The 23,612-nt window shown below is 71.5% G+C and carries 23 protein-coding genes; 14 read left to right on the top strand and 9 right to left on the bottom strand.

Annotated elements, in window-relative coordinates:
- The 14 genes from G569_RS56525 (at position 1) to G569_RS60310 (ending at position 16,500) form a co-directional block, all read left to right on the top strand.
- Positions 1-2,235: a peroxidase family protein gene (locus tag G569_RS56525; protein WP_053227848.1), complete on the top strand. Its 2,235-nt coding sequence runs from the start codon at positions 1-3 to the stop codon at positions 2,233-2,235.
- Between the two features lie 21 nt (positions 2,236-2,256).
- Positions 2,257-2,445 carry a hypothetical protein gene (locus tag G569_RS0143060; RefSeq protein ID WP_028067998.1) on the top strand — a complete coding sequence of 63 codons (189 nt, stop codon included), beginning with the start codon at positions 2,257-2,259 and terminating at the stop codon, positions 2,443-2,445.
- 66 nt (positions 2,446-2,511) lie between these two features.
- Positions 2,512-3,396: a DUF4056 domain-containing protein gene (locus G569_RS0143055; protein ID WP_028067997.1), complete on the top strand. Its 885-nt coding sequence runs from the start codon at positions 2,512-2,514 to the stop codon at positions 3,394-3,396.
- A gap of 3 nt (positions 3,397-3,399) precedes the next feature.
- The gene (locus G569_RS56520) at positions 3,400-4,722 is read left to right on the top strand and encodes a S8 family peptidase (protein WP_053227847.1); all 1,323 of its coding nucleotides are present in this window, start codon (positions 3,400-3,402) and stop codon (positions 4,720-4,722) included.
- Entirely contained in the window at positions 4,719-5,459 is a 741-nt protein-coding gene (locus G569_RS0143045) for a coiled-coil domain-containing protein (RefSeq protein ID WP_028067996.1), read from the top strand. Before G569_RS56520 ends, G569_RS0143045 begins: the two co-directional genes overlap by 4 nt.
- A 2-nt stretch (positions 5,460-5,461) precedes the next feature.
- The gene (locus G569_RS0143040) at positions 5,462-7,381 is read left to right on the top strand and encodes a hypothetical protein (protein ID WP_028067995.1); all 1,920 of its coding nucleotides are present in this window, start codon (positions 5,462-5,464) and stop codon (positions 7,379-7,381) included.
- A complete protein-coding gene (locus G569_RS56515) occupies positions 7,378-8,478 on the top strand; it encodes a hypothetical protein (protein ID WP_053227846.1) in 1,101 nt (366 codons plus the stop codon). The genes G569_RS0143040 and G569_RS56515 overlap by 4 nt, the downstream gene beginning before the upstream one ends.
- Positions 8,479-8,505: 27 nt before the next feature.
- Entirely contained in the window at positions 8,506-10,461 is a 1,956-nt protein-coding gene (locus G569_RS0143030; RefSeq protein WP_028067994.1) for a hypothetical protein, read from the top strand.
- A 2-nt stretch (positions 10,462-10,463) separates the two neighbouring features.
- On the top strand, positions 10,464-10,622 hold the full coding sequence (locus G569_RS63570; protein ID WP_157592707.1) for a hypothetical protein: 159 nt from the start codon (positions 10,464-10,466) through the stop codon (positions 10,620-10,622).
- Entirely contained in the window at positions 10,619-10,891 is a 273-nt protein-coding gene (locus G569_RS0143020) for a hypothetical protein (RefSeq protein ID WP_028067993.1), read from the top strand. The genes G569_RS63570 and G569_RS0143020 overlap by 4 nt, the downstream gene beginning before the upstream one ends.
- Positions 10,881-11,681 carry a hypothetical protein gene (locus G569_RS56510; protein WP_053227845.1) on the top strand — a complete coding sequence of 267 codons (801 nt, stop codon included), beginning with the start codon at positions 10,881-10,883 and terminating at the stop codon, positions 11,679-11,681. Before G569_RS0143020 ends, G569_RS56510 begins: the two co-directional genes overlap by 11 nt.
- The gene (locus G569_RS66250) at positions 11,674-13,785 is read left to right on the top strand and encodes a peptidoglycan recognition protein family protein (RefSeq protein ID WP_028067992.1); all 2,112 of its coding nucleotides are present in this window, start codon (positions 11,674-11,676) and stop codon (positions 13,783-13,785) included. Before G569_RS56510 ends, G569_RS66250 begins: the two co-directional genes overlap by 8 nt.
- A gap of 8 nt (positions 13,786-13,793) precedes the next feature.
- The gene (locus G569_RS56505; RefSeq protein WP_053227844.1) at positions 13,794-14,450 is read left to right on the top strand and encodes a glycoside hydrolase family protein; all 657 of its coding nucleotides are present in this window, start codon (positions 13,794-13,796) and stop codon (positions 14,448-14,450) included.
- 25 nt (positions 14,451-14,475) lie between these two features.
- Entirely contained in the window at positions 14,476-16,500 is a 2,025-nt protein-coding gene (locus G569_RS60310) for a M1 family metallopeptidase (protein ID WP_053227843.1), read from the top strand.
- On the opposite strand, the gene G569_RS0142990 is transcribed toward G569_RS60310, so the two are convergent.
- The 9 genes from G569_RS0142990 to G569_RS0142950 all read right to left on the bottom strand — a co-directional run bounded on the left by G569_RS0142990 (position 16,501) and on the right by G569_RS0142950 (position 23,497).
- The gene (locus tag G569_RS0142990; protein ID WP_028067991.1) at positions 16,501-16,719 is read right to left on the bottom strand and encodes a hypothetical protein; all 219 of its coding nucleotides are present in this window, start codon (positions 16,717-16,719) and stop codon (positions 16,501-16,503) included.
- A gap of 82 nt (positions 16,720-16,801) precedes the next feature.
- Positions 16,802-17,182 carry a hypothetical protein gene (locus G569_RS0142985; RefSeq protein ID WP_037503411.1) on the bottom strand — a complete coding sequence of 127 codons (381 nt, stop codon included), beginning with the start codon at positions 17,180-17,182 and terminating at the stop codon, positions 16,802-16,804.
- A gap of 20 nt (positions 17,183-17,202) precedes the next feature.
- Complete coding sequence (locus G569_RS0142980; protein ID WP_028067989.1) at positions 17,203-18,072, bottom strand: zinc-binding dehydrogenase; 870 nt, start codon at positions 18,070-18,072, stop codon at positions 17,203-17,205.
- On the bottom strand, positions 18,050-18,367 hold the full coding sequence (locus G569_RS0142975; RefSeq protein WP_037503408.1) for a luciferase domain-containing protein: 318 nt from the start codon (positions 18,365-18,367) through the stop codon (positions 18,050-18,052). Before G569_RS0142975 ends, G569_RS0142980 begins: the two co-directional genes overlap by 23 nt.
- 48 nt (positions 18,368-18,415) lie before the next feature.
- Positions 18,416-19,573 carry a Gfo/Idh/MocA family protein gene (locus tag G569_RS0142970; protein ID WP_028067987.1) on the bottom strand — a complete coding sequence of 386 codons (1,158 nt, stop codon included), beginning with the start codon at positions 19,571-19,573 and terminating at the stop codon, positions 18,416-18,418.
- Between the two features lie 27 nt (positions 19,574-19,600).
- Complete coding sequence (locus tag G569_RS0142965; RefSeq protein ID WP_028067986.1) at positions 19,601-20,602, bottom strand: sugar phosphate isomerase/epimerase family protein; 1,002 nt, start codon at positions 20,600-20,602, stop codon at positions 19,601-19,603.
- A 13-nt stretch (positions 20,603-20,615) separates the two neighbouring features.
- Positions 20,616-21,410: a DeoR/GlpR family DNA-binding transcription regulator gene (locus G569_RS0142960; RefSeq protein ID WP_037503405.1), complete on the bottom strand. Its 795-nt coding sequence runs from the start codon at positions 21,408-21,410 to the stop codon at positions 20,616-20,618.
- A gap of 1 nt (position 21,411) precedes the next feature.
- On the bottom strand, positions 21,412-22,275 hold the full coding sequence (locus G569_RS0142955; RefSeq protein WP_028067984.1) for a creatininase family protein: 864 nt from the start codon (positions 22,273-22,275) through the stop codon (positions 21,412-21,414).
- Positions 22,268-23,497: a Tm-1-like ATP-binding domain-containing protein gene (locus G569_RS0142950; protein WP_028067983.1), complete on the bottom strand. Its 1,230-nt coding sequence runs from the start codon at positions 23,495-23,497 to the stop codon at positions 22,268-22,270. The genes G569_RS0142955 and G569_RS0142950 overlap by 8 nt, the downstream gene beginning before the upstream one ends.
- Between the last annotated feature and the right edge of the window lie 115 nt (positions 23,498-23,612).

Raw genomic sequence — 23,612 nt, 5'->3', positions numbered from 1 at the left:
ATGCGCGCGGCTGTGGTCGGGGCGGCTGCGGCCGCCGTGCTGGTGCTGTCCGCTGGTCCAAGTCGTGCCGAGGAGCGATCGCTCGACGGCAGCTCGAACAACCTCGCGCACCCGTCCTGGGGACAGGTCGGGCGCCCGTACGCGCGGGTCACGCCCGCGGTCTACGCCGATGGGATCGCGAAGCCGCTCGCGGGCCCGCCGTCGCGCGCCCTCAGCAACCGCGTCTTCAACGACACGCACCAGAACCTGTTCTCCGAGAACGGCGTGACCCAGTGGGGCTTCGTCTGGGGCCAGTTCATGGACCACACCTTCGGCCTGCGCGAGGAGACCGGGGGAGAGGCGGCGCCGATCGCCTTCGACGCGCACGATCCGCTCGAGACGTTCCGCAACGACTTCGGCGCGATCGACTTCACCCGCACGCCGGCCGCGCCCGCGACCGGGACGACGGGCGTCCCGCGCGAGCAGGTCAACACGGTCTCGAGCTATATCGACGGCTGGACGGTCTACGGCGGAACGCCGGAGCGGCTGGAGTGGTTGCGCGAGGGTCCGGTCAACGGGGATCTCCGGGACAACGGCGCGCACCTCCTGCTCGATCCCGGCGGCCTCCTCCCGCGCCGCTCGAGCCGCGGCGACACCGCCGCCGCACCCACGATGGCGCTCCAGGGACGGCTCGCGGGCACGCCCGCCAAGGCGATGGTCGCCGGCGACGTGCGCGCCAACGAGAACATGGCGCTCGCCGCCACCCACACGCTGTTCGCGCGCGAGCACAACCGGATCGTCGACGCGCTCCCCGCGTCCCTGTCGGAGCAGCGCAAGTTCGACATCGCGCGCCGGGTCGTCGGCGCCGAGCAGCAGGTCATCACCTACGAGGAGTTCCTCCCGGCGCTCGGCGTCAAGCTCGCCCCGTACCGCGGCTACGACCCGACCGTCGACGCCACGCTGACCAACGAGTTCGCGACGACCGGCTACCGCGCCCACAGCATGGTCCACGGCGAGATCGAGCCGTCCGTCCCCGCCGGGACGTACAGCGCGGACGAGCTCGACGCCTTCGAGGACGAGGGCGTCGAGGTCGAGCAGGACGAGGACGGCGTCGAGCTCGCCATCCCGCTGAACCTGACGTTCGCCAACCCGGACCTGCTCGCGCGCGTCGGCATCGGCCCCGTGCTCGCCGCCGCCGGCAACGAGTCCGAGTACCGCAACGACGAGATGATCGACAACCAGCTGCGCAGCGTGCTCTTCCAGGTCCCGTTCTCGCCCGGCGCCTGCCTCGACGGGCCGCCGTTGCCGGACTGCTTCAACGGCGTCGTCGACCTCGGCGCGATCGACGTCGAGCGCGGTCGCGACCACGGCATCCCGCGCTACGACGACCTGCGCCGCGCCTACGGTCTCGCCCCGAAGGCCTCGTTCACCGCGATCACCGGCGAGGCGACGGACGCGTTCCCGCAAGGCCTCGGGATCGACGATCCGGCCTCGCTGGAGTTCACCGAGCTGCGCGACATCCACGGCGACCCGCTCCCGCTCGGTGACGAGGCGAACGCGGTCTCGGGCACCCGCCGCACCACGCTCGCCGCGCGATTGAAGGCGATCTTCGGGTCCGTGGACCAAGTCGACGCGTTCACCGGCATGCTCTCCGAGCGCCACCTGCCTCACGCCGAGTTCGGTGAGCTGCAGCTGGCGATCTGGAAGCGCCAGTTCGAGGCGCTCCGCGACGGTGACCGCTTCTTCTACCTCGCCGACCCCGAGCTCGCCGCGATCGAGCGCGAGTACGGCGTCACGGCCCACCGGACGCTCGGCCAGATCATCGCCGACAACACCGGGATCGCGACCCGCGCCGACGTCTTCAAGCTCGCGGACGCCCCTGTGCACCTCGAGCAGGGCGGCACCGCCTCGGCGAGCGTCCCGCCCGTGCTGTCGCTCGCGCTGGGCGCGCCGGCGACGTTCGGCCCGTTCACCCCCGGCGTGGCACGCGACTACGTCGCGACCACCACGGCCACGGTCACCTCGACCGCCGGCGACGCCACCCTCGGCGCCGGCGATCCCGGCCACCTCACCAACGGGTCCGCCGCACTGGTTTCACCGCTCGTCGTGGGCTTCTCGCGCGCAGCCTGGACCGCCCCGACGTCCAACGACGCCGTGACGATGTCGTTCACGCAGCACATCGGCGCCACCGAGGCGCTCCGGACCGGCGCCTATTCCAAGACAGTCCTCTTCACCTTGTCCACAACCACGCCGTGAAGTGAGCTACAACCTGTGCCCATGGCGACCGCTCCGCAAAAAGAGAAGGTCTACGGCCCGACCCACGACGGCGAGAAGATCTGCCACATCGTCCCGGAGGACGACCCCGACACCGCCCTCTGCGGCAAGGACGTCACCGGCTGGCCGTGGAACCCGCCGTGGCCGTTCTGCGTGGTCTGCCTCGACCTGGCCGGGTACGACGTGGCCTGAACCCCGGCTGGGGCCGGCGTGAGAAATTGATGTATTTCCCGCGTCGCGCGATCGCTCACTCAACCAGTGGGCAATCGCTATCTGGAACTGGACCGTAAGGTCCATCGCGCGCACTTCCCGGCGATCGCGGTCGCGACGTCGGCTCCCCTCCCGGGGCGACGACCGTGCTGCGCGCTCGGCCAATGGCACATCCCGGGCCTGGCGGGAGCAGTCGATCCGGCCAAACTCGCGGGACATCACTACGGCGCGTCCGGGGTCAACGGCTTCGTCTACACGTCGACGTCCGGCCTGATCGACCTCGGGCACCTGCGCGACACGGCCGACATGGTCGTCTACATCGACCGCGAGCTCGCGTCGGGAGCGAGCACGCTCGAGCTCTACGAGGGCCGCGCGACGATCACGACCCCGCCGGCGGATCGCGCCGCGCGGCTCGCACTGGCCGCGGCCATCACCTACGTCGAGTCCTGGGCGCACGAGCTGGCCACGTGGCCCGACTACTCGGCGTTCTCGCCCGAGGACATCGTGTCCAACATCTGCGGGATCGAGGCCGGCAAGCGCGCGCTGCTGGCGGGTGGGCCGCTCGACGCCGCGCTCGACGCCGAGATCGGCAGCATGCTCACCACAGAGCTCGGCGGACGTTCGCTCGCCGAGACCAAGGCCGTGCTGGCCAAGATCGAGAACGACTGGTACTCGGGCGGCATCACGGGGCTCAAGCTGCTCCGTCGCAACTTCGACGGCTTCGGATGGCCGGCGGGCATGCCGTACGACGCCTTCGTGAGCCTGCCGTGGCTCTCGCCGTTGGTGTTCGCGCCCCAGTTCTCGGCATTCACCTTCACGATGCGCTCGCCCGTCAACGGGACCGCCGGCGTGACCCTGGCCACGATGCAGGCGACGACGAACGCGCTCCGCAGCGCGTGGGTCGCCGCCAACCCCGGCAAGGACCGGCCCTGAGCGGTGAAGCCGCACGTCATCATCCGGCTGCGCGACGGAGCCCAGGCGCCGGACGTCGCCTCGTGGCAGGAGAGCATCGCCGACAAGGGCGGCGCTCAGGCGTCTCTGACCCCGGCGATCGACGCGGTCCTGCGCCGGCACGGCGTCCCGGTGTGGGTCACGCGCGAGTACGCGCCGGCGGGCGAACGCTGGACCAGTGACGAGCTCACCGCCAAGCTCGACCGGATCTACCGGCTGATCCTGCGCGAGCAGAGCGCGATCCCGGCCGGGCTCGTGGAGGACATCTCGCTGGTGCCCGAGGTCGAGTACGCGCGGGCGGGTCGCGTGGGCGTGACCGACCTCGCCCCGGCCGCGGCCCAGAGCGTCCGCACCGACAGCTGGTCGCGCGAGGCCATCGGCCTCCCGGACGCGCACCGCTGGGGAACGGGGCGGCCCGAGATCACGGTCGCCGTGCTGGACACGGGCGTCGACGTGCGCCACCCCGAGCTCGCGAAGGCGGTCGTGCCCGGCCACGACTTCGTCGACATCCTCGACGGCGCGGGAACCTTCCTCGGGGACTTCCTCGACGCCGACACGGACCCCGAGGACCCCGTCGGCCACGGCACCCACGTCTCCGGGATCATCGCCGGAGCGGGCGAGCGGATGCCGACGGGCGTCGCACCCGGGTGCCGCCTCCTCCCCGTGCGGGTGCTCGGGGCGATGCGCCAAGGCGGACGGCCCGTCGGCGCGGGCCTGGTGGACAACATCAACACCGGGCTCAAGTGGGCGATCGACCAGGGCGCCCACGTCATCAACATGAGCTTCGGCCTGCCGCGCACCGGCAGCGGGCTGCCCCACGCGGAGGTCGTCGAGTACGGCCTGCGCCGCGGCGTCGTGATGGTCGCCGCGGCGGGCAACGACGGCCACGAGAAGCTGTACTACCCCGGCTCGCTCCCGGGCGTGATCGCCGTCGGCGCGTCCGATCCCCAGGACGCGGTCGCGGCGTTCTCGACGTACGGCCCGCAGGTGCTGCTGACCGCGCCCGGAACGGACATCTACAGCAGCTTCCCGGACGCCGGCTACGCGTTCGCGAGCGGGACCTCGCAGGCCGCGCCGTTCGTGACCGGCGCCGCCGCTCTTCTGCAGTCCGCCGCGCTCGAGCACGGTCGCCGGCGTCTCGGCGTGGGCGACCTCCGGCGCCTGTTGGTCGCCACCGCCGATCGCACGGACGCCGCCTTCCGCACCGTGCGCGGCGGCCACGGGCGCGTGAACGTCGCCGACGCCCTGCGGCTTCTGGACCTGATGTCCGCCCAGACCGACCTCACACCCGAAAGGACAACCGCATGAGCAGTCCAGCCTCCGCGAACGACGCGGATCGGACGTTGGACACCTCCGGGGGCAACGAGCACGGGGGCACGGTCGAACGCCTGAAGGCGGAGATCCGGCGGCTGAAGAAGCAGCTCGCGGACCTCAAGAAGATCAACGCCGTGCAGAAGTGCACGATCGACGAGCAGGCGCAAGCGCTGGCGGCGGCCAACCGGCAGATCGCCGAGCTCGAGGCACAGCTCGCCGACGCGACGGCGGCGCTCGCCGCGGCCGAGGCCCAGCTCGCCGAGAAGACCGCGGCGCTGGATGCGGCGGAGACCGCACTCGCCGCCAAGTCCGCCGCGCTCGACGCGGCCGAGGCGGCACTGGCCGCCAAGACCGCCGCGCTGAACGCGGCCGAGGCGGCACTGGCCGCCAAGTCCGCCGCGCTCGAAGACGCGAACCAGACGATCGGCGCCCAGGCGATCGAGATCGCGGCGCTCACACAGCAGAACGCGGCCAAGGCCGCCGAGATCGCGACGCTGACCGAGCAGAACGCCGCGAAGGCGAGCGCGATCGTGGCGCTCCAGCAGGAGCTCGCCGCCAGCGAGCAGCATGTCGACGACCTCGAGACCGAGGAAGCGCTCGAGGACAAGGTCCAGGCCGTCCTCGACCAAACCGACCCGGCGTTCCGGATCAAGCTCGTCGCCGAGCTCAACCCGCAAGAACTCGCCCTGTACCTCGAACGGCGCGCGGGCGCGGGCGCCGTAGGGAGCTGACGATGGCCCTGAACGACCTCATCATCGACGCGCGGGCGATCCGCCATCTGGATCTCGCCCAGCGCAAGCCGGTGCTGCTGAATTTCATCGGCGGGCTTCCGGCGGCCGAGCAGCGGCCGGTCCTGCTCGATCTGCTCGAACGCAAGGAGATCCCGCCGACGCTGACCGCGCCCGAGGTGCAGACGCTGGCGGCGGCCGCGGGCGTCTCGGCCGCGGTCGTGCAGGAGGGCGTCGAGGCGGCGGCGGACGGCGCGCTCACGCCGCTGTTGCAGATCCGCGCGCCCAGCGGCATGGACCCGATCGCGCTCAACGCGGTCAAGGAGACGCGGATCGAGTTCGACGCGAAGCTCGCCGCGTATCCAGGCATCCGCCTGTCGAAGCGTGGGATCACCGGGACCGTCGAGAAGGTGACGGGCCGGCTGGACTCGCTCGACCTCGAGGACGCGCGCCGGCTCGCGCTCGCCCAGCCCGCGATCTACGAGTGGCTCTTCCTGCAGGCGCTCGACGAAGGCCAGGTGGAGAAGTCCGACGACGCCGGCATCGTCGACTGGATCCTCACGCACCTCGACGACGAGGCGCTCCTGAAGTTCCTGCGCCGCGCGATCGACGCGGTCCTCGCCGCACAGCTGATCGTGCTCGAGCCAGCCGAGCGGGACGACCTCGCGCGCCTGGCACTCACCCGCGGCATCGACCTGCGGATCGGCAAGCTGACCGCGGCGGTGCTCGCGCTGGTCGACGTCCGCCGCCGCCAGGGCAGCGTCCCGCGGTTGGTCGACGTCTATCTCGCCAAGAACGAGATCAAGCCCGAGGCCGCCGACGAGCGGATCCGCCAGGGGATGATCGACTACCTGGTCGAGCTCGAGCTCTCGATGACGTACGAGCGCGTCGTCGCCGGCGAGTTCGACGAGTACTTCGCGCTCGCCTACGACGCCGCGCGCCGCCAGCGGGCCGACAGCGACGACCCGATCGACATCGCCCGCAGCGGACGCCGCAAGGGCGTCCAGTCGGACTTCACCATCCGCCGGATCAGCCAGCTCGACAAGACGACGGTCGTGCGGCCGAAGGCGATCTACGCCGCCGGCGCGCTGTTCACGATCTTCGTCGAGGGCGAGCTCATGCGCATGTTCGACATCGCCGACGCGCTCAGCCTCGAATGGCACCGCGGTGGGCTCGACGTGTCCGAGGGCGACGTCGCCTCGCTGCTTAACCGCATCGAGCATCTGCGCAACGACCGTCCCGACGACTCCGAGCGCGGGATGCTCTACCGCCGGCTGTTCAACTACGGCGAGGCCGAGATGCTGTCCGGCGCGCTCGTCAACGAGCGCTTCGGCGAGCACTTCGACCGCCTGATGTACGAGGTCACGCGGCTCGTCGACCTCCAGGACCGCGCGTTCAACGACCCGCGGCAGATCTCGCGCGCCGGCGTCGTGTCCGCACTCACCTCGGTCCAGCACAACCTCAGCCAGTTCGTCACGGGCTCCGCGTTCCTGAAGATCGAGGAGCTGATCAGCTACCTCAACGAGTGCCAGGAGCTGATCACGAGCGAGCCGATCGTCTCCCGTTACGGCGGCACCGAGCAGTCGGTGACCTCGGCGATCAAGAACATGGGGATGACGTTCCTGGACGCCAGCCTCCCGGTCGAGGACCTCGTCGAGCTCGCCGAGCGCGGCAACGACGTCTTCAACTTCATCGGGGGCTTCACCCGCGGGAACCTGCGCGAGGAGCCGTTCCAGGACTTCCTCGACGCGGCCCAGCAGACGATCATCGCCCGCGCCGCGGTCGACGACACCGCGTGGCAGCCCTCCGACCACGACCGTGACCGCTGGCGCCGCCGACGCCGGCGTCACCGCGACGACGACGCCCCGGACTCCGGCGTCAACGGCAAGGTCCCGGCCGGCGCGATCGACGAGTGGGATCGATGACCCTGCCGGCGACGATCCAGGCCGACCTCAAGGAGCGCGCGCGCCGCCAGACCCGATCGGTGCTGGGCGAGAGCGCGGCGTTCCTGTCGATGCCGTACGCGGAGCAGCAGTCGCTGTACCGCGACGTGTACGAGGCCAACTACCAGCGGCTCGAGCGCCGGGCCGCGCCGAACGGTGCGCCGCTGGCGCACCAGACGGCGTACAACCCGAAGGACGCGACCGACCCGGCCAACTTCGAGAACCGGCGGATCGAGCAGGCGGGCAAGCTCGCGGGCGAGTTCATCGACTCGATCGACTTCCCGGGCTTCGTCCGCGACCTCACCCACGCGGTCTTCCAGGGCAACCTCGAGGTTCAGCACGCGCAGACGGACGACTTCATCCGGCTGCTCAAGGCCGCGACCGGGTCGCTGTCCAAGTTCGTCAACGAGGTCAACGACTTCGACGCCTACGCGAAGCTGGCCGAGGACGAGCCCGACAGCTTTCAGATCGCGCTGCCGCCCCCGCTCGCCGACGAGGACGAGGACGGCGCGCCGCCCAAGCAGAACCAGACGCCGACCCTGCTCGACCGCCAGGGCAACGCGGTCGACCTCTCCAACAACGCGATCCGGGCGAAGATCCTCGACACCAAGGTGGCGATGGCCCAGGAGAGCCGCGCGCTGCTGCGCGAGGTCCTGCTGATGGGCGTCACGCGGATGATCATCCGCAAGGGCAAGATCGAAGCCGCCTGCGTGTTCGACATCAAGGCCAAGGAGAGCTCGGCGCGGCAGGCGGCCAACCAGAGCGAGAAGGTCAACACGAGCGGCGGCAACCTCGGCGGCGGCGTGAACCTGGGCCCGTTCTCCTTCGGGGGCGGGCACTCCTCGACCGGGCGCAACACGCAGATCTCGGTGTCCTCGGCGTCGGGCAAGACGAGCACGGACCTGACCGCCAAGATCACCGGTTCGGTGTCACTGGAGATCGAGTCGGACTTCTTCAAGATGGACCAGTTCGCCGAGATGTACAAGCAGATCGCGGCGCCGCCCGCGGCCGGCGCCCTGGCGCCCGGTGCCCCGCCCGCCCAGCCCGCGATCGGCGCGCCCAACGGCGCCCGCGCCTGATGCGGTAGAGGCGATGGGCGGCCAGCCGTGGCACTCGCATTCCTCCAGCGCGCGGAGTCGCGGCCCGGCGTCGTGCGCTTCCGTGCCGACATCGGCTCCAGCCGCTACTTCAGCTACCGCATCGGGCCGGGCGAGCTGGTCGACGAAGACGGTTTCGAGCTGCTGGCGGACCCGTCCTACGTCGCGCCGCTCACCGGTCCGCTCGCGCCCGAGCGGCTCGGCCGGACCACGCTCGACGTGCCGTCCGACCGCTTCGACCGCGACAACGCCTACATCCAGCTCATCAGCTACCGCGCGGCGCCGGATGTCGGCCCCGCGGTCTCCGCACTGGTCCACGCCGGCTCCGCGGCCGGCGTGCGACCCCGGCGTCACGAGGGAGTCCCCGCGATGACTGCGACCCTGACCGTTCCGCGACCGCCCGTCGCGTCCTTCGCGCTCGAAGAGCGGCACTTCTCCGAGCCGATGTTCTGGGAGTCGATCCTCCCGATGCTCAAGAACGCGCTGCCGATCATCGGCCAGCTCGCGCCGATGGTCGGCAACCTGCTGGGCGCCGTCACCGGCGGCGGTGGCGCACCGGCGGCGCCCGGCGCGACGGCACCGCCCGGCGGTGCAGCCCCGCCGGCCGGCGGTGGGGTGGACGCGGCGTCGCTCCAGAAGCTGATCAGCACGGTCGAGCAGCTGATCGGCGTGTTCAACAAGACGCCGCCCGCGGCCGCTTCGAAGTCGCTCTCGTGGGGCGGGGACGGACAGTACGCCCAGGCGGCCATCGCGCCCGCCCTGATCGCCGCGCTCCCGGCGCTGATCCCGCTCGTCGAGAAGGCGCTGAATCCCGACACGCTGAAGGCGATCGGTCAGATCACGCCGACGGGCCAGGCCAATGCCGCCAACGAGGCTGTCCGCCAGCACCTGGAGCGGATCCTTCCGTCCTCGGACACCTCGCAGATCTACCAGCTGCTGGCGTTGCTGGCGACGCAGGAGTCCGTCCACTCGCTCAGCGCGGTCATGCCGGCATTCAAGCCCGCGCCCGGCGCCGCGCTGGCGTTCGACGCCGACACGCTGCAGGCCGGGTTGGCGCTGGGCGGCCGGCCGCGGCGGCTGTACCGCAACGACCGCGCCTGCAGCTTCGGGCTCGTCGTCCAGACCCCGCGGGCGATCCCGCGGCCGCGGCTGCGCTGGCAGGTCAAACGGGCGACCAGCGCCGACGTGCTGATCGACGAGCAGCGCACGCTCGACTCGGTCGCCGCATCGGGGCCGCTGACCGTCCCCGTGGTGCTCACCGCGGCCGAGCTGGCGACGTTGACACCCGGGGAGGAGCACGTGCTGTGCGTCTACCTGCTCTTCGACACCGGCTCCGGCCGGACGCTCGGCCTGAACGCGATGCTGCCGTTCACGCCGGTGGGCGAGTACGCGTTCGACGGCGTCACGGGGACGGATGAGGGGCGCACCTTCGCGCTCAACGACGTCGACGCCCACCGCGAGTACTGGCACAAGGTGTGGCAGGGCACGCTGAGCGACGAGACGTTCCGCTACCAGTACGAGTGCAAGTACTACTACGCGCTCGACCCCACGGCCGACGAGGCCGCTCGCGGCGTGACCCGCATCCAGGACGATCCGAAGGAGCTGCACACGCAGAGCGGGCGGCTCGAGTCCTCGATGCGTCTCAGCCTGCGCGGGCTCAACGTCCTGCTGTCGCGGCTCGGCAACGGCCTCGTCGCGCTGGGGGACCCCGAGCTCGACGCGCTCCGCAACCCCGCGTTCGTGAAGCGCTTCGACAGCGCGGGGCGCTACGAGGCGCGGTTCGGCGGCCGTGTCGGCTCGAGCGTCGCGCTGTGGGTGTACCCCGAGCTCAAGCTCGCCTCCGTGACGCTCAAGCACTGCGAGGACGTCGACGCCGCCGGTCGCGTCACGCGCGCGAGCGACCGGACCGTCGTGTTCCCGGTGCCGGCGGCAGTCACGTTCGTCGGCGTGACCACGGAGACCTAGCGATGACCCGCCAGAGCCAATTCCCCGCCGGACTCTCGCTCGCCGCCTCGGAGGCGCCGGTGCTGCTCAACGGCATGCGCGTCGAGTTCTCCGAGCGCGTCCCGCTGTATCCGGTCGACCTCGAACACGTCGACGAGCCGCAGCCGGAGCGGGCGCGATGACCGACTCGCTCAAGCAGCCGCTCGGGGCTCTCGTCGCGGAGCTCTGCGAGGCCGCGCGCGTCGAGGACCCGGAGCTCGACGGGCAGATGTACGTCCGCGCGCTGCGGCTGGACCTGCCGGTGGAGCTCGCCGTCGAGCACGACGAGACCGGGTTCCCTCGCCTGATGGCGTCGCCGCCGACCCAGCGCGTCGCGACCACTTTCCTGCCGGTGTTCCACCGGCTGACCTTGCGGATCGAGCTCGAGGACGCCCCCGACCATGGCCGATGAGAACAAGCCCTGGGTGCTGGAGACGTTCCTGGACTCGGTGATCCTCGATCTCGACCGCGCCGTGGACGCGCTGTCGGTGAAGAAGGACAACGTCCGGATGACCTACACGGTGCAGGACCTCGAGCTCTCGCTGCAGGTCTTCCCGGTCTACGACGGGGAGGTCGTGAAGTTCGTCACGGCCAAGCCCGACGAGGCCGGGGCCTCCACCGTCAAGGTGCAGCTCGGCTCGATCCGCGACACGCAGATCCGGGAGATCGCCCGGCGCCCCGTCGAGCACGACGACGTGGGGCTCGAGGAGATGGCGATCCCGCACGAGGAGCGGCGCGAGCTCGAGAAGCTCGGCATTCGCTCGGGGAACGACCTCGTCCGGACCGTCGGGGAGAGCAAGCTCGACGTCGAGCGCCTGACGGGCAAGAAGGTGGACTACGGCAAGCTCGCGGACGTCCTGCGCCGCGCCCGGCGCACCGGCCCGGGCGCGCCGCGCGTGGACGGCCTCAGCCTCGAGCCCGCCGGGACGCCCGGTCTGAGCGTGCTCGAGGTCTCGGGCTCCAACCTCGCGCCCGTCGCCGAGGTCTCCGCGCAGTTCCCGCGCGCGACGCTCGCCGGGCGCGCCGTGCCCGTCCGCGCCTCGGCGGATGGCGTCCGCCTCTACGTCGCGGTTCCGCACGACGTCGGTCCGGAGCTCCACGACCAGTCCTTGACCGTGGCGCTCGACCGCGACGCCGAGATCACGATGCGCCTCCGCCTCGGAAGCGCCGACCACTACGAAGCGGAGGGACTCGATGCGTGAGCGCAGCCGCTACCTGGATCTGGAGAACCGCCTGCGCCGCGGCACCGAAGCGGCGGCGCCACCCTGCCTGCGACCGGGGGAGGAGTGGATCGGCACCGCCGACCGCGTGCCGCCCGCCGAGAGCACGCCGGCGAGCATGGCGACCTCGGTCGCCCCGGCCGTGCGCGCGTTCGACGACGGCCGCCCGATCGACCTGCGGCACGACTACCAGTGCCCGCCCCACCATGGCGCCCCGGCGCCGCTGACCGCGCCGGCGGCGGGCGCGGCGGCGCCCGGCGTCGCGCCGGTGGCCGGGTCCGCCGTGTCCGGCACGGCGCCCGTGGCCGGCGCCGCCGCGCCTGGCTTCGCGCCGGTGGCCGGCGCCGCCGCGCCTGGCTTCGCGCCGGTGGCCGGGTCCGCCGTGTCCGGCACGGCGCCCGTAGCCGGCGCCGCCGCGCCTGGCTTCGCGCCGGTGGCCGGCGCCGCCGCGCCCGACGGCATCTTCGCGCCCGCCGGCATCTTCGCGCCGGCCGGCGCCGGCGTGTCCGGCACCGCGCCCGCCGACGGCCTCGCGCCGCACCTCGCGACCTCGCCGGCCGGCCACACGGCGCCCGCGCAGGGCGCGACCGCGGCCCACCCGACCGAGCTCGCCGCCGCCACGAACTTCTTCCCGCCGGGCTTGCCGACCCCGCCCGGCATCCCGCTTCCGCCAGGCGTCCCGACCCCGCCCGGGTTTCCCGGCGGCCAGAACGGGATGTTCCCACCGGGCGTGCCCGTCCCGCCCGGGCTGCCCGGGGCGGGCCAGCTGCCCGGGGTTCCGCCGCTTCCTCCGGGCGTCCCCGCGCCCCCGATGCCGCCGGGCGTCCCATCGCCGTTCGCGCCGCCCGCGGAGGAGGCGACGTTCTCGCAGCTCGACGCGCTCGACGAGGACGACGATGCGTTCGCTCGCCGCCTGCAGGCGCTGATGAACCCCGTGAGCCCCCAGGCCTCGGCCGAGCCGCCCGCGCCGGCCCCGGACCCCGCGGCGGCGCCCGTCGAGGCGAGCCGCTACGGCGTCTTCGACCAGATCGGCGACGCGCTCGCGCCGCCGCGGACCTTCGACCTCGGCGAGGTGCCGGTCCAGGCGGCGTTCGACGCGATCGAGCGGGCGATGGACCGCGCCGTGCGCCCGGCGCCGGTCCCGCAACCGGCTCCCGCCCCGCCCGCGCTCGCGAACCTGGACGTCGTGGAGGACTTCGCGCTGATGCCGCAGGTGCAGGCGATGTCGGCGCCGACCTGGCGCAGCTTCACGCCCGCGGCCGCGGAGACGCTCGTGATCGACGGCGTGGAGCGGCCCGCGCCGGGTGGCGTGACGCTGAAGAACTGGTCCGCGGCCGGCGTCAGCCAGTTCGTCGGCAAGCCCCAGCAGCGCACGCGGGCGAAGTCCGAGGTGCGGCAGATCGTGATCCACGAGACGGTCTCGCCGACCTGGCAGGGCGTGCGCGACCCTGCGCTCGGCGTGCAGTTCCATCTCGATCGCGACGGCACGCTCGTGCAGCACAACGACGCCGTCGACATGCTCCACCACATCCGCAGCTTCTCGGAGCACAGCGTCGGCATCGAGGTCGTCAACCTCGTGTTCGACACGGACAACCAGCCGAACGCGGGCGAGGCGAGCCCCGGTGAGCGGATCCCCGTCGCATGGGGCGGCAAGCTCGGCAGCCACTACGTCGTTCCGCCCCTCGTGCAGTTGGAGGCCCTCGCCCAGACCGTCTCCGGCTTGCGGAGCGAGCTCGGCATCGCGGACAACTGGCTGCAGGTGATCCCGCACCCGGACCCGGCGAAGGCCGCGGCCGAGTTCAAGGACCGCACGTTCTTCGTGATGAGCACCGGCGGGCACCTGTACTTCGACAACGTCGCCGGCGACCCCTGGATCGCGTCGCACTCGGCGCTGCGCGACCACGAGGATGGCGCCTTCGAGACGCTCTACTGCTACCTGCGCCTGCACAAGGCGATGGCGGCGGACGCCGCGTACGCGATGGCCAAGCAGATCGCCGAGGACCCGGGCGGCCACCGGCGCCAGACGCACCACGACGCGAAGTCCGGCGCATCCCTGCAGTTGCTCGACATCACCGACGTCGCGTGAGGAGTGAGATGGCCAACCGTCTGCTGGAACTCGAGAAGGCGCTTGAGGGCAAGCGCGGGCTGAAGGCCACCGCGCTGATGAACCGCCCGTTCACCCGCATGTCCTACGCCCGCAGCGTGACGCTCCCGGCGGGAACGCTGGAGCGCACGAAGCGCTTCGAGGGCGCGATCACGCACATGTACCTGGACACCGTCGGCAAGGTCACGGTCGGCGTCGGCCGGATGCTGCCCGACGCGGCGGCGGCGCAGAAGATCGCGTTCGTGCGCAACGCGGACTCGGCCGCCGCGAGCCAGCAGGAGATCGCGGACGAGTTCGCGGCGATCAAGGCCAAGGAGGCCGGCAAGGTGGCCAGCGTCTACAAGGCCTCGACGACGCTGCACGTGACGGCCGCCACGATCGACGCGCTGCTCACCGACGACCTGACCAACGTCGTCACCGGCCTGCAATCGAAGTTCCCGGACTACGCGAGCTATCCGGAGAACGTCCAGGGCGCGCTGATCGACATGGCCTTCAACCTCGGGCTGCACGGCTTGATGACGAAGTTCCCCACGTTCGTCGGCCTGATCAAGAAGAAGGACTTCAAGGGCGCGGCCGCCGAGAGCAGGCGCAACGGGATCTCGGACGATCGCAACAGCGAGATCGCGAAGCTGCTCACCTCGGCTTGAGACGCCGTCGTCTACCGTCCGCGGCGTGAAGCACCTGCTCCGATCGTGGACGGTGGCGATCGCCGTCACCCTGCTCCTGCCCGCCGCCGCCTCCGCCGCGCCGCGCCCCGGCGCGGCCGGGATCGGCGATCCGTACTTCCCCAAGGATGGCAACGGCGGCTACGACGTCGCCCACTACGGCCTGTTCATCGATTACACGCCGAAGACGAAGTACCTGAAGGGCGTGGCGCGGATCACGGCCAAGGCCACGCAGGACCTGTCGCGCTTCAACCTCGACCTCCAGTCACTGACCGTGCGCTCGGTGAGCGTCGGCGGGCGGCCCGCCAAGTACCACCACCGACGCGGCGAGCTGGCGATCACGCCACGTTCCGCGCTGCGCCGCGGGCGCACGTTCGTGACCGTGGTCCGCTACGAGGGATACCCGAAGCCCGTCAGCGAGGGCGCGTTGGGCGGCGCGGACGGCTGGATGCCGACCGACGACGGCGCGCTCGTCGCGGGGGAGCCGCACGGCGCCTCGACCTGGTATCCGGTGAACGAGCACCCGCGCGACAAGGCGAGCTACTCGTTCCGGATCAGCGTCCCGCGCGGGGTGGAGGCGATCGCCAACGGCATCCTCGTCGGCAGCGAGACCAAGGGCACGAAGTCCATCTGGCGCTGGGAGGCGAAGGAGCCGATGGCCGCGTATCTGTCGACGGCCACGATCGGGCAGTTCGAGATCTCCACGCGGACCGTCGACGGCATCCCGTACGTCGACGCGATCGACCCGGACCTGCTCGAGCACCCGAAGCCGCGGACCGGCGCGCGCTACGCGGTCACCGGCATCTCGCAGCCCGGCTACCAGCGGCTGATGCACACGATCGCGGTCCCGGCGGGCGGCGCGAAGCTCTCCTTCCACGTCCGCCGCGACACCCAGCCCGGCGGCGACTTCTTCTTCGTGGAGGCCCACACCGCGGGCGCGGACGACTGGACGACGCTGCGCGACGCGGGGGGCAACACCTCCGCGGCGACGCCGTTCGACTGCGCCGCGGCGCTGAAGGCGAACCCGTTCCTCGCCCACTATCTGGCCGCGGGCGGCCGCGAGTGCACACCGCGCGGCACCACCGGCATCTGGCGCGCGGCGACGTTCCCGACCGGGACCGACGAGGAATGGACGGTCGACCTTTCCCGCTACGCCGGCCGCACGATCGAGATATCGCTCAGCTACTTGACCGACGAGGCGTTCCAGCTGGGCGGGGTCGCGGTCGACGACGTCGTCGTCACCGGCGCGGGCGGATCGACGTCCTTCGAGGACGACGGCGACACGATGGACGGCTGGACCGTCGCCGGTGCCCCGCCGGGCAGCAAGCCGAACACCGCCGACTGGACGTCCGCCACGCAGGACCAGGGCCCGCGCACCGCCGGCGACGTCGCCGAGGCGGCGGTGGCCAAGGAGCCGCAGATCATCGACTTCCTCGCCGGCATCTTCGGCCCGTACCCGTTCTCCGCGGCCGGCTCGATCATCGACGACCGGCTGATCTCGTTCGCGCTCGAGAACCAGACCCGCCCGATCTACTCGCGCGTGTTCTTCGAGGACCGCGCCGACCCCGAGGCCGACACGGTGATCGTCCACGAGCTCGCGCACCAGTGGGCGGGCGACAGCCTCTCGGTGCACAACTGGCGCGACATCTGGCTCAACGAAGGCTTCGCGACCTACGCCGAATGGCTCTGGGCCGAGCAGCAAGGGCGTCGGACGGCGCAGGCCGAATTCGACGAGAAGCTGCGGACATACACGCCCGGGAGCGGGTTCTGGTCGCTGAAGATCGGCGACCCCGGCCGCGCGCACCTGTTCGACCCGCCGGTCTACCAGCGAGGGGCGATGACCCTGCACGCCCTGCGGGTCCGGATCGGCGACGACGCCTTCTTCAGGCTGCTCAAGCAGTGGGTGCGCGACAACGCGGGCGGCACGGTGACGACCAAGCGCTTCATCGCGCTGGCCGAGCGGGTCTCCGGCAAGCAGCTGGACGGCTTCTTCGACGCGTGGCTCTATACGAAGAAGAAGCCGTCCGTCTAGTCAGGGAAGGCGCGACCCCGGGTAGGTGAGGTCGTCCCAGCTGGTGGTCTCGTAGCCCGCGGCCTCGGCGGTGCCGTCGGAACCGCTCGGGCCGTAGATCCACTTGACCTGGATCGGCTTCAGCGGGGCGATGGGCGGCAGCGGCGCGGCGTGCGCGGCGGCGGCGGGCAGGACGAGGATGCCGGCCGTGACGGCGGCGAGGGCGATGCGCTTGAACATCGGGGAGCTCCTTCGAGAGCGGTGGGGAGGGGGACGCGAGGTGTGACCCCCTCCAGGCGGCGCAGGTTGGCCGCTTGTCCGCTCAAGCTGGCGCGTCGACGCTCAATGCGAGCGTCGCGGCCGCGCGGTCGAGATGTCCCGCGGCGCGCAGATAGACCGAGCTGTTGAGGTTCGCGTCCAGGAACTCGGCGTTGTCGGCCTCCCAGATCAGCGCTCGCTGCAGCTCGTCCATCGCCTCGGTCAGCGGACCGGCGGGCAGGCCCGGGAACATCGGTCCCACGGGGACCTGCGGGACCTGCCCGAAGTGCGCGTCGTGCAACGGGCCGCCGTCACCCGCTCCGTCGGCGTCGAACGTCGCGATCGCGACCGCGTGCTCGAGGTCGGAGCGGGCAGGGCCGGACGGCACGTCGGCGAGCGCGATCTGCATCCGGTACAGCGCGGTGGGAAGGTGTGGCACGGGCATCGTGCGGGCGAGCGTACGAATCAGCGCACCTCGAGAAGTGTCTTTCCTGTTGTCGTGCGCGCTTCGATCGCCGCGTGCGCGTCTGCGGCGTTTTCCAGGGGAAAGCGCTGCCCGATCAACGGGCGCAGCCCGCTCGCGAGCGCCCGTTCCGTGTAGCCGCGCAGCTTGGCCGGGTCGCGGTCGGGGGAGACGAGCGTGACGCCGCGCGCGGCCGCCTCCTCGGGCGCGATCTTCGCCCACGAGCCGCTCGCCAGGCCGTAGGAGAGCATCCGTCCGCCGCGCGCCAGGCACGCGAATGCCGCCCGCGCGACCTCCCCGCCGACGCCGTCGAAGACCACGTCGAACGGGCCTGCCACCTCGTCGTACAGCACCCCCGACCCGCCCAGCGCCTCCACCACCGTCCGCTTGGCGGGCGCGCCGACCGCCCCCACGACCGACGCGCCCGCCCGCAGTGCCAGCTGCGTCAAGAGCGTGCCGACGCCGCCCGCCGCGGCCAGGACCAGCACGCGCTCGCCCGCGCCCACCGCCGCCGCGTCGGCCAGCATCGTCGCCGTCCGCCCGTCGGCCAGCAGCGCGACCGCGTCGTCCAAGGCCATCGCCTCCGGCACCTCGATCAGCGCCGCCGCCGGCACCGCCACCCGCTCGGCGTACCCGCCGGACCCGCCCAGCGACGCGATCACCCGCCGAGCGCCCACCACGCCGCCGACCCCGTTGCCGGGGATCATCGGCAACTGGACGGGGAACGGGCCGCGCCCCGCCCGCATCTGCGTCTCGACGAACGTGATGTTCGAGAACCGCACCTCGATCACGGCCTCGCCGACCGGTTCGGGCGCCTCCCCCGGCGTCAGCGCCGAGGGCGGCCCGAACTCACGCAACCAGATCGCGCGCACGGTCATAGTTGAGCCGCAGCATCGCGATCACGTCCTCGACGTCGTCGGTCGTGGCGATCTGCCGCGCTCCCCAGCCCTTCTTGTCCGGAAAGACGGGGTGGTAGTCGATCCGGCCGGCGTCATAGAGCTCCTGCCAGACCGCCTTCGGAAAGCCGAAGTGGGCGACCCGCGCGCCGTGGAGGTGCCCGATCTCCCGCCGGCCGACCTTGAAGGAGAACTCGCCGCGGCTGCCCGCCCCGGCGGTCACGCCGGGCCAGGAGGCCACCTCGAGGGTGATGATCTCGTCGGCTGTCATACAGGAATGGTCCGCGCAAACGCGGACCATTCCCATTGGCAATTGGTCCTAGGACCGGTAGGCGACGGTCTCGCGGCAGCCGGTATCGGCGGAACGCAGCATCGCGTCGCAGATCTCGGCCGCGCGGTACCCGTCCTCGAACGTCGCCCCGTGGGGAGCGATGTCGGTGTCCTCGCGGATCGCCGAGAGGAAGTGGTGGATCTCGTGGACGAAGGTGTGCTCCCAGCCGATCATGTGACCCTGCGGCCACCACCACTGCCAGAACGGGTGGTCGGCCTCGGAGACGAGCACGGTCCGGAAGCCCTGGGAGAGCTGGCCGGGCGTGGTGTTCGTGTAGTGGACCTGCAGCTCGTTGAGCCGCTCGATGTCGAACGAGAGCGAGCCCTTGGACCCGTTGATCTCGAACTGCAGCGCGTTCTTGCGACCGGAGGCGAACCGCGTGGCCTCGATGGTCCCGACCGCGCCGTTGGAGAAGTCGACGATCGACTCGACCGCGTCGTCGACGGTCACCGCCTCGCCTTCGCGCTCCTTGACGAACGTGCGCGTCTGCGCCGAGACCGCGTCGATCTCACCCACGAGGTAGCGCGCGAGGTCGATCACGTGCGCGCCCAGGTCGCCGAGCGCGCCCGAGCCGGCGACGTTCTTGTCCAGGCGCCAGACCATCGGGAAATCGGCGTCGATGATCCACTCCTGCAGGTAGCGCCCGCGGAAGTGGAAGATCTCGCCGAGGTCGCCGGACGCGATGATCTCGCGCGCCAGTCGCACTGCCGGGACGAAGCGGTAGTTGAAGGCGCACATCGCCTTCACGCCGGTCGCCTGCACGCGCTTGAACGTCTCGTACGCCTCATCCGCCGTGCGCCCGAGGGGCTTCTCGCAGATGACGTGCTTGCCCGCCTCGGCGGCGGCGATCGTCGGCTCGGCGTGGAAGTTGTTCGGACCTGAGTTGTCGAAGACGCCGATCCGCGGATCGCTGATGATCTTCTTCCAGTCGGTCACGTGATCGGAGAAGCCGTAGCGGCGGGCCGCGCCCGCCACGGCCTCCTCGTTGCGTCCGGCGATCGAGACCAACTCCGGCATCAGCGGCGGAGGCCAGGTCATGTAGGCGAGCGTCTTGTACGCGTTCGAGTGGGCCTTGCCCATGAACCCGTACCCGAGCATGCCGACCCCGATGGTGGGGATGTCGTCCCCGCCCTCGGACTGGCCCATCGTGACGAAACCGACCTTGCTCACGAACTAGCCCTCCCGAGCGAATGCGGCGTCGAAGGCCAACGTCGACGGAGCGAAGTCCGACGCGCGCACGAACGCGAGCGCGTCAGGCGCGCCCCAATCCCTGTCCATCCCTGAGTCCTCCCATTCGACCGACAGCGGTCCCTGGTAGCCGATCCGGTTCAAGGCCCGCAGCAGCGCCTCGAAGTCCACGTCGCCGTGGCCGGGGGAGACGAAGTCCCAGCCGCGGCCCGCCTCGCCGAAGTTCAGGTGCCCGCCGAGGATCGACGAGCGGCCGTCCAGCCGCCGGATCGAGTCCTTGATGTGCACGTGGTAGATCCGGTCGGCGAACTCGGTGACGAACGCCGCGGAGTCCAGGAACTGGTGCTCGAAGTGCGACGGGTCGAAGTTGATCCCGAAGCCCTCGCGGTGGTCGATCGCCGCGAGCGTCTTGCGCGTCGTGACGAAGTCGTAGGCGATCTCGGTTGGATGGACCTCGAGCGCGAAGCGCACGCCCTCGGCGTCGAAGACGTCGATGATCGGCGACCAGCGCTCGGCGAAGTCCTCATAGCCGCGCTCGACCTCGGCGAAGTCGTTCGGCGGGAACGAATAGAGCATGTGCCACACGGCGGAGCCGCTGAAGCCGGTCACGACCTCGACGCCGAGCTGGGCGGCCGCGCGCGCCGTGTCCTTCATCCGTTCCGCCGCGCGCCGGCGCACGCCCTCGGGCTCTCCGTCGCCCCACACCTCCGGCGGCAGCACGCCTGCATGACGCGAATCGATCGGATCGCACACCGCCTGACCCACGAGGTGGTTGCCGATCGCCCAGCAATTGAGCCCGTTGCGCTCGAGGATCTCCCGGCGCCCAGTGACGTACGACGGGTCCGACAGCGCCTCCGCGACGTCGAAGTGGTCGCCCCAGCAGGCGAGCTCCAGGCCGTCGTACTCCCACTCGCCGACCTTGGCGGCCAACTGCTCGAGCGGAAGGTCGGCCCATTGGCCGGTGAACAACGTGACGGGTCGTGCCATCCCTTTCCTCCTCCTAGGTTTTGACGATCTCGAGCTGCACGCCGGCCGCCCGGTATTCCTGCGCCGTCTGCTCGTCGAGACCGTCGTCGGTGACGATCGCGTCGAGCTCCTCCGCCCGGGCGATCGACAGCAGCGAGGCCCGCCCGAACTTGTTCGAGTCGATCAGCCCGATCGTGCGCGCCGCGTTGGCGCTGGCGACGTTGATCACGTCGGCCAGCGCGCGGCGCGAGGTCGTCAGACCGGCATCCAGCGTGATCCCGGCTGAAGAGCAGAACGCCAGCTCGAAGTTGAGCCCGGCGAGGAAGTCGGTCGTCCAGCGCCCGGCCAGCAGCCGCATGTGCTGGTCCAGCTCGCCCGGCGTGACGATCACCAGGATCCGCTCGTCGACCAGCTCGTAGGCGATCGCGGGCGAGTTGGTGACCAGCGTCAGGTCCGTCGCGGGCTCGGAGACGAGCTGTCGCGCCAGCGCCAGGCAGGACGAGGACGAGTCGAGGAAGATCGTCGAGCCGGAGCGGACCTCGCGCGCGGCGTGCGCGGCGATCGTGGCCTTCGCTCCGCGAGCGACCGCGGCACGCTGCTCCCAGCCGGTCGGCGGGATCGCGTTCGGCGGCCCCGCGGCCGGCATCGAGCGCGCGCCGCCGTGGACGCGCTCGACCAGCCCGTCCTTGGACAGCTGCTCGAGATCGCGGTGGACCGTGATCGATGAGACCGTCATCTCACGCGCGAGGTCGGCGACCGAGACGCCGCCTTCGCGCTGGATGCGCTCCAGGATCTGCTGCCGGCGCATCGCCGGGGGCACGGAACTCATTTCACACGCGGTCCTCAAACGCTCGCTTCTTTACCTCGACGTCCAGCCCACGGAACTCGTCGATCGCGCGCGCCAGGTGGTTGGAGAAGCGCTCCAGCGCCTCCTCGCCCTTCGCCGGCGTGGCCGTCATCGGGTTGCCGATCACGCCCGTGCGCGAGAACTCGCCGTGGTCCATCGGGAAGCTGAAGTACTGGTAGCCCTCGAACTGCACGTCGGGCGCGCCGTCGGACTTCAGGAAGGACTTCGGCAGCCACGACGGGGCCTGGGCGCGGTCGTCGGCCGCGCGGTCCATGTGGACCATGCGGGCGTCGTGGGCCATCACCTGCGACGTCTCGAGCTCTGAGGCGTGCCAGCCGGGCGTCTCCTCCGGCGGGTTCTCGAGCAGGCCCTCGAGGATCCCGATGTAGCGCTCGGCGTACGGCTTGTAGAGCGCGACCAGCGCGCCGGTCTCGTACTTGATCCGCCGCAGCAGCGGGTCGAGCACCTTGACGTTGGAGCCGTGGCCGTTGACCAGGATCAGCTTGTTCCACCCGTGGTGGATCAGTGACCGCAGGATGTCGTAGAGCACCGCGTTCAGCGTCTCCGCGCGAAGCGTGATCGTCCCCACCGACGATTCGGTCTCGCGCATGTGCTGCGGCGAGTAGCCGGCCCAGAAGGGCGCCGTGTACGGCACGTCCGCCTTCGCCGCGGCGCGCCGCGAGACCTCGAGGGCGGTGATCGTGTCGGTGCCGATCGGGAGGTGCGCGCCGTGCTGCTCGCAGGAGCCGATCGGGACGAGGATGATGTCGGAGCGCTCCTGGAACCACGCGATGTCCGGCGGCGCGAGGTCGAGGATGCAGTTCGAGAAGGGGCGGCCGTCAGACATCGGCGGTCTCCGAGACGAGGGACAGGTAACGCTCCGCGACGACGTCGGCGAACGCGTCGTCGTCGACGTGGGCGTCGAGGGCTTCGAACGGGATGCCCGGGCGCAGGCCGCCGGCCAGCGCGTCCAGGAAGGCGCCGTCGGCGACGGGGTCCCACAGGTCCCCGCCTTCCGCGTCGGCCAGTGAGAACCCGCGCGTGGGCGCGACCACGCGGACCGGCCCGGTCGACTCGTTCAGCCGCTCGGCGACGAGCGCGCCGAGCTCGGCCTCCTCGTCGCGCGTGAGCCGCACGAGCGTCGCCACCGGGTTGTGGAAGTAGCTCTTGCGGTCGCGGTAGCGCTCGGGGACGGTGTCGCGCGGCCCCTGGTTGAAGAAGTCCACGCAGCCGGGGACGACCACCTGCGGGAGACCGAGGCGGCCGGCGACGCGCAGCCGGTCCGGGCCGGTCGAGTGGATGCCGTTCAGCAGCGAGTTGGCGAGCTCGGAGAGCGTGTAGTCGACGACGCCTTGGATCGCGCCCTCCTCGCAGAGGTGCTCCATCGCGGGTCCGCCGACGCCGTTGGCGTGGAAGACGACCGGCTCGTGCCCCGCCTCGATCAGCCGCTCGCGCAGGCGCATGACGCCGGGCGTGGTCTGGCCGAGCATCGTGATCCCCACGCAGTGCTCGCCGAGCGTGCCGAGCGCGGACCCGGCGTCCTTGACCATGCCGGCCATCGCTGCTGCGGCGTTGTCGAAGATCGGTCGCGAGATCCCGTTCAGGCCGAGGATGTCGACCACCGAGTGCATCACGCAGACGTCGCTCTCGCCCACGAAGTCGCCGAACCGGCGGCGGCCGGACGCGACGGGGGAGACCAGCAGCTTCGGCACCCCGACCGGCAGCGCCTGCATCGCCGGCGCGCCGAGCAGGCCGCCCTCGGCCCCGCCGAGGCACAGCACCCCGTGGACGCGCCCTGCGGCGAACTCGCGGACGACGACCTCGCGCACGCCCTCGCGCATGAGCGCGACCGCGGCCCCGCGCGAGCCCGCGGCCCGCACGTCGTCGAGGTCGTGGCCGCCCGCGCGCGCGACCGCGCGGCGGCTGATGTCGGCGGTGATCGTGCCCTCGCCGAGGATGCCGGAGTCGATGACGACGGCGCCCACCCCGAGCGCCGCCAGCCGGTCGCGCACGTATGCGATCTCGTCACCCTTGGTGTCGAGCGTGCCGATGAGCGCGACCTTCGGCATCAATGACCGCCTCCGGCGCTACGACGGATTCCGCCGTGCCCCGCCCGCCGCTGCCGGGCGGCGGCCGCCGCCCCCGGACCACCAGTACGCCAGCGGCGACCGCCGCGGGCAGCGA

It is taken from the genome of Solirubrobacter soli DSM 22325, from assembly GCF_000423665.1.
GTDB lineage: Bacteria > Actinomycetota > Thermoleophilia > Solirubrobacterales > Solirubrobacteraceae > Solirubrobacter > Solirubrobacter soli.
Note: the sequence above shows the minus strand (reverse complement) of the source record. Positions and strands in the feature narration are given on the sequence as shown.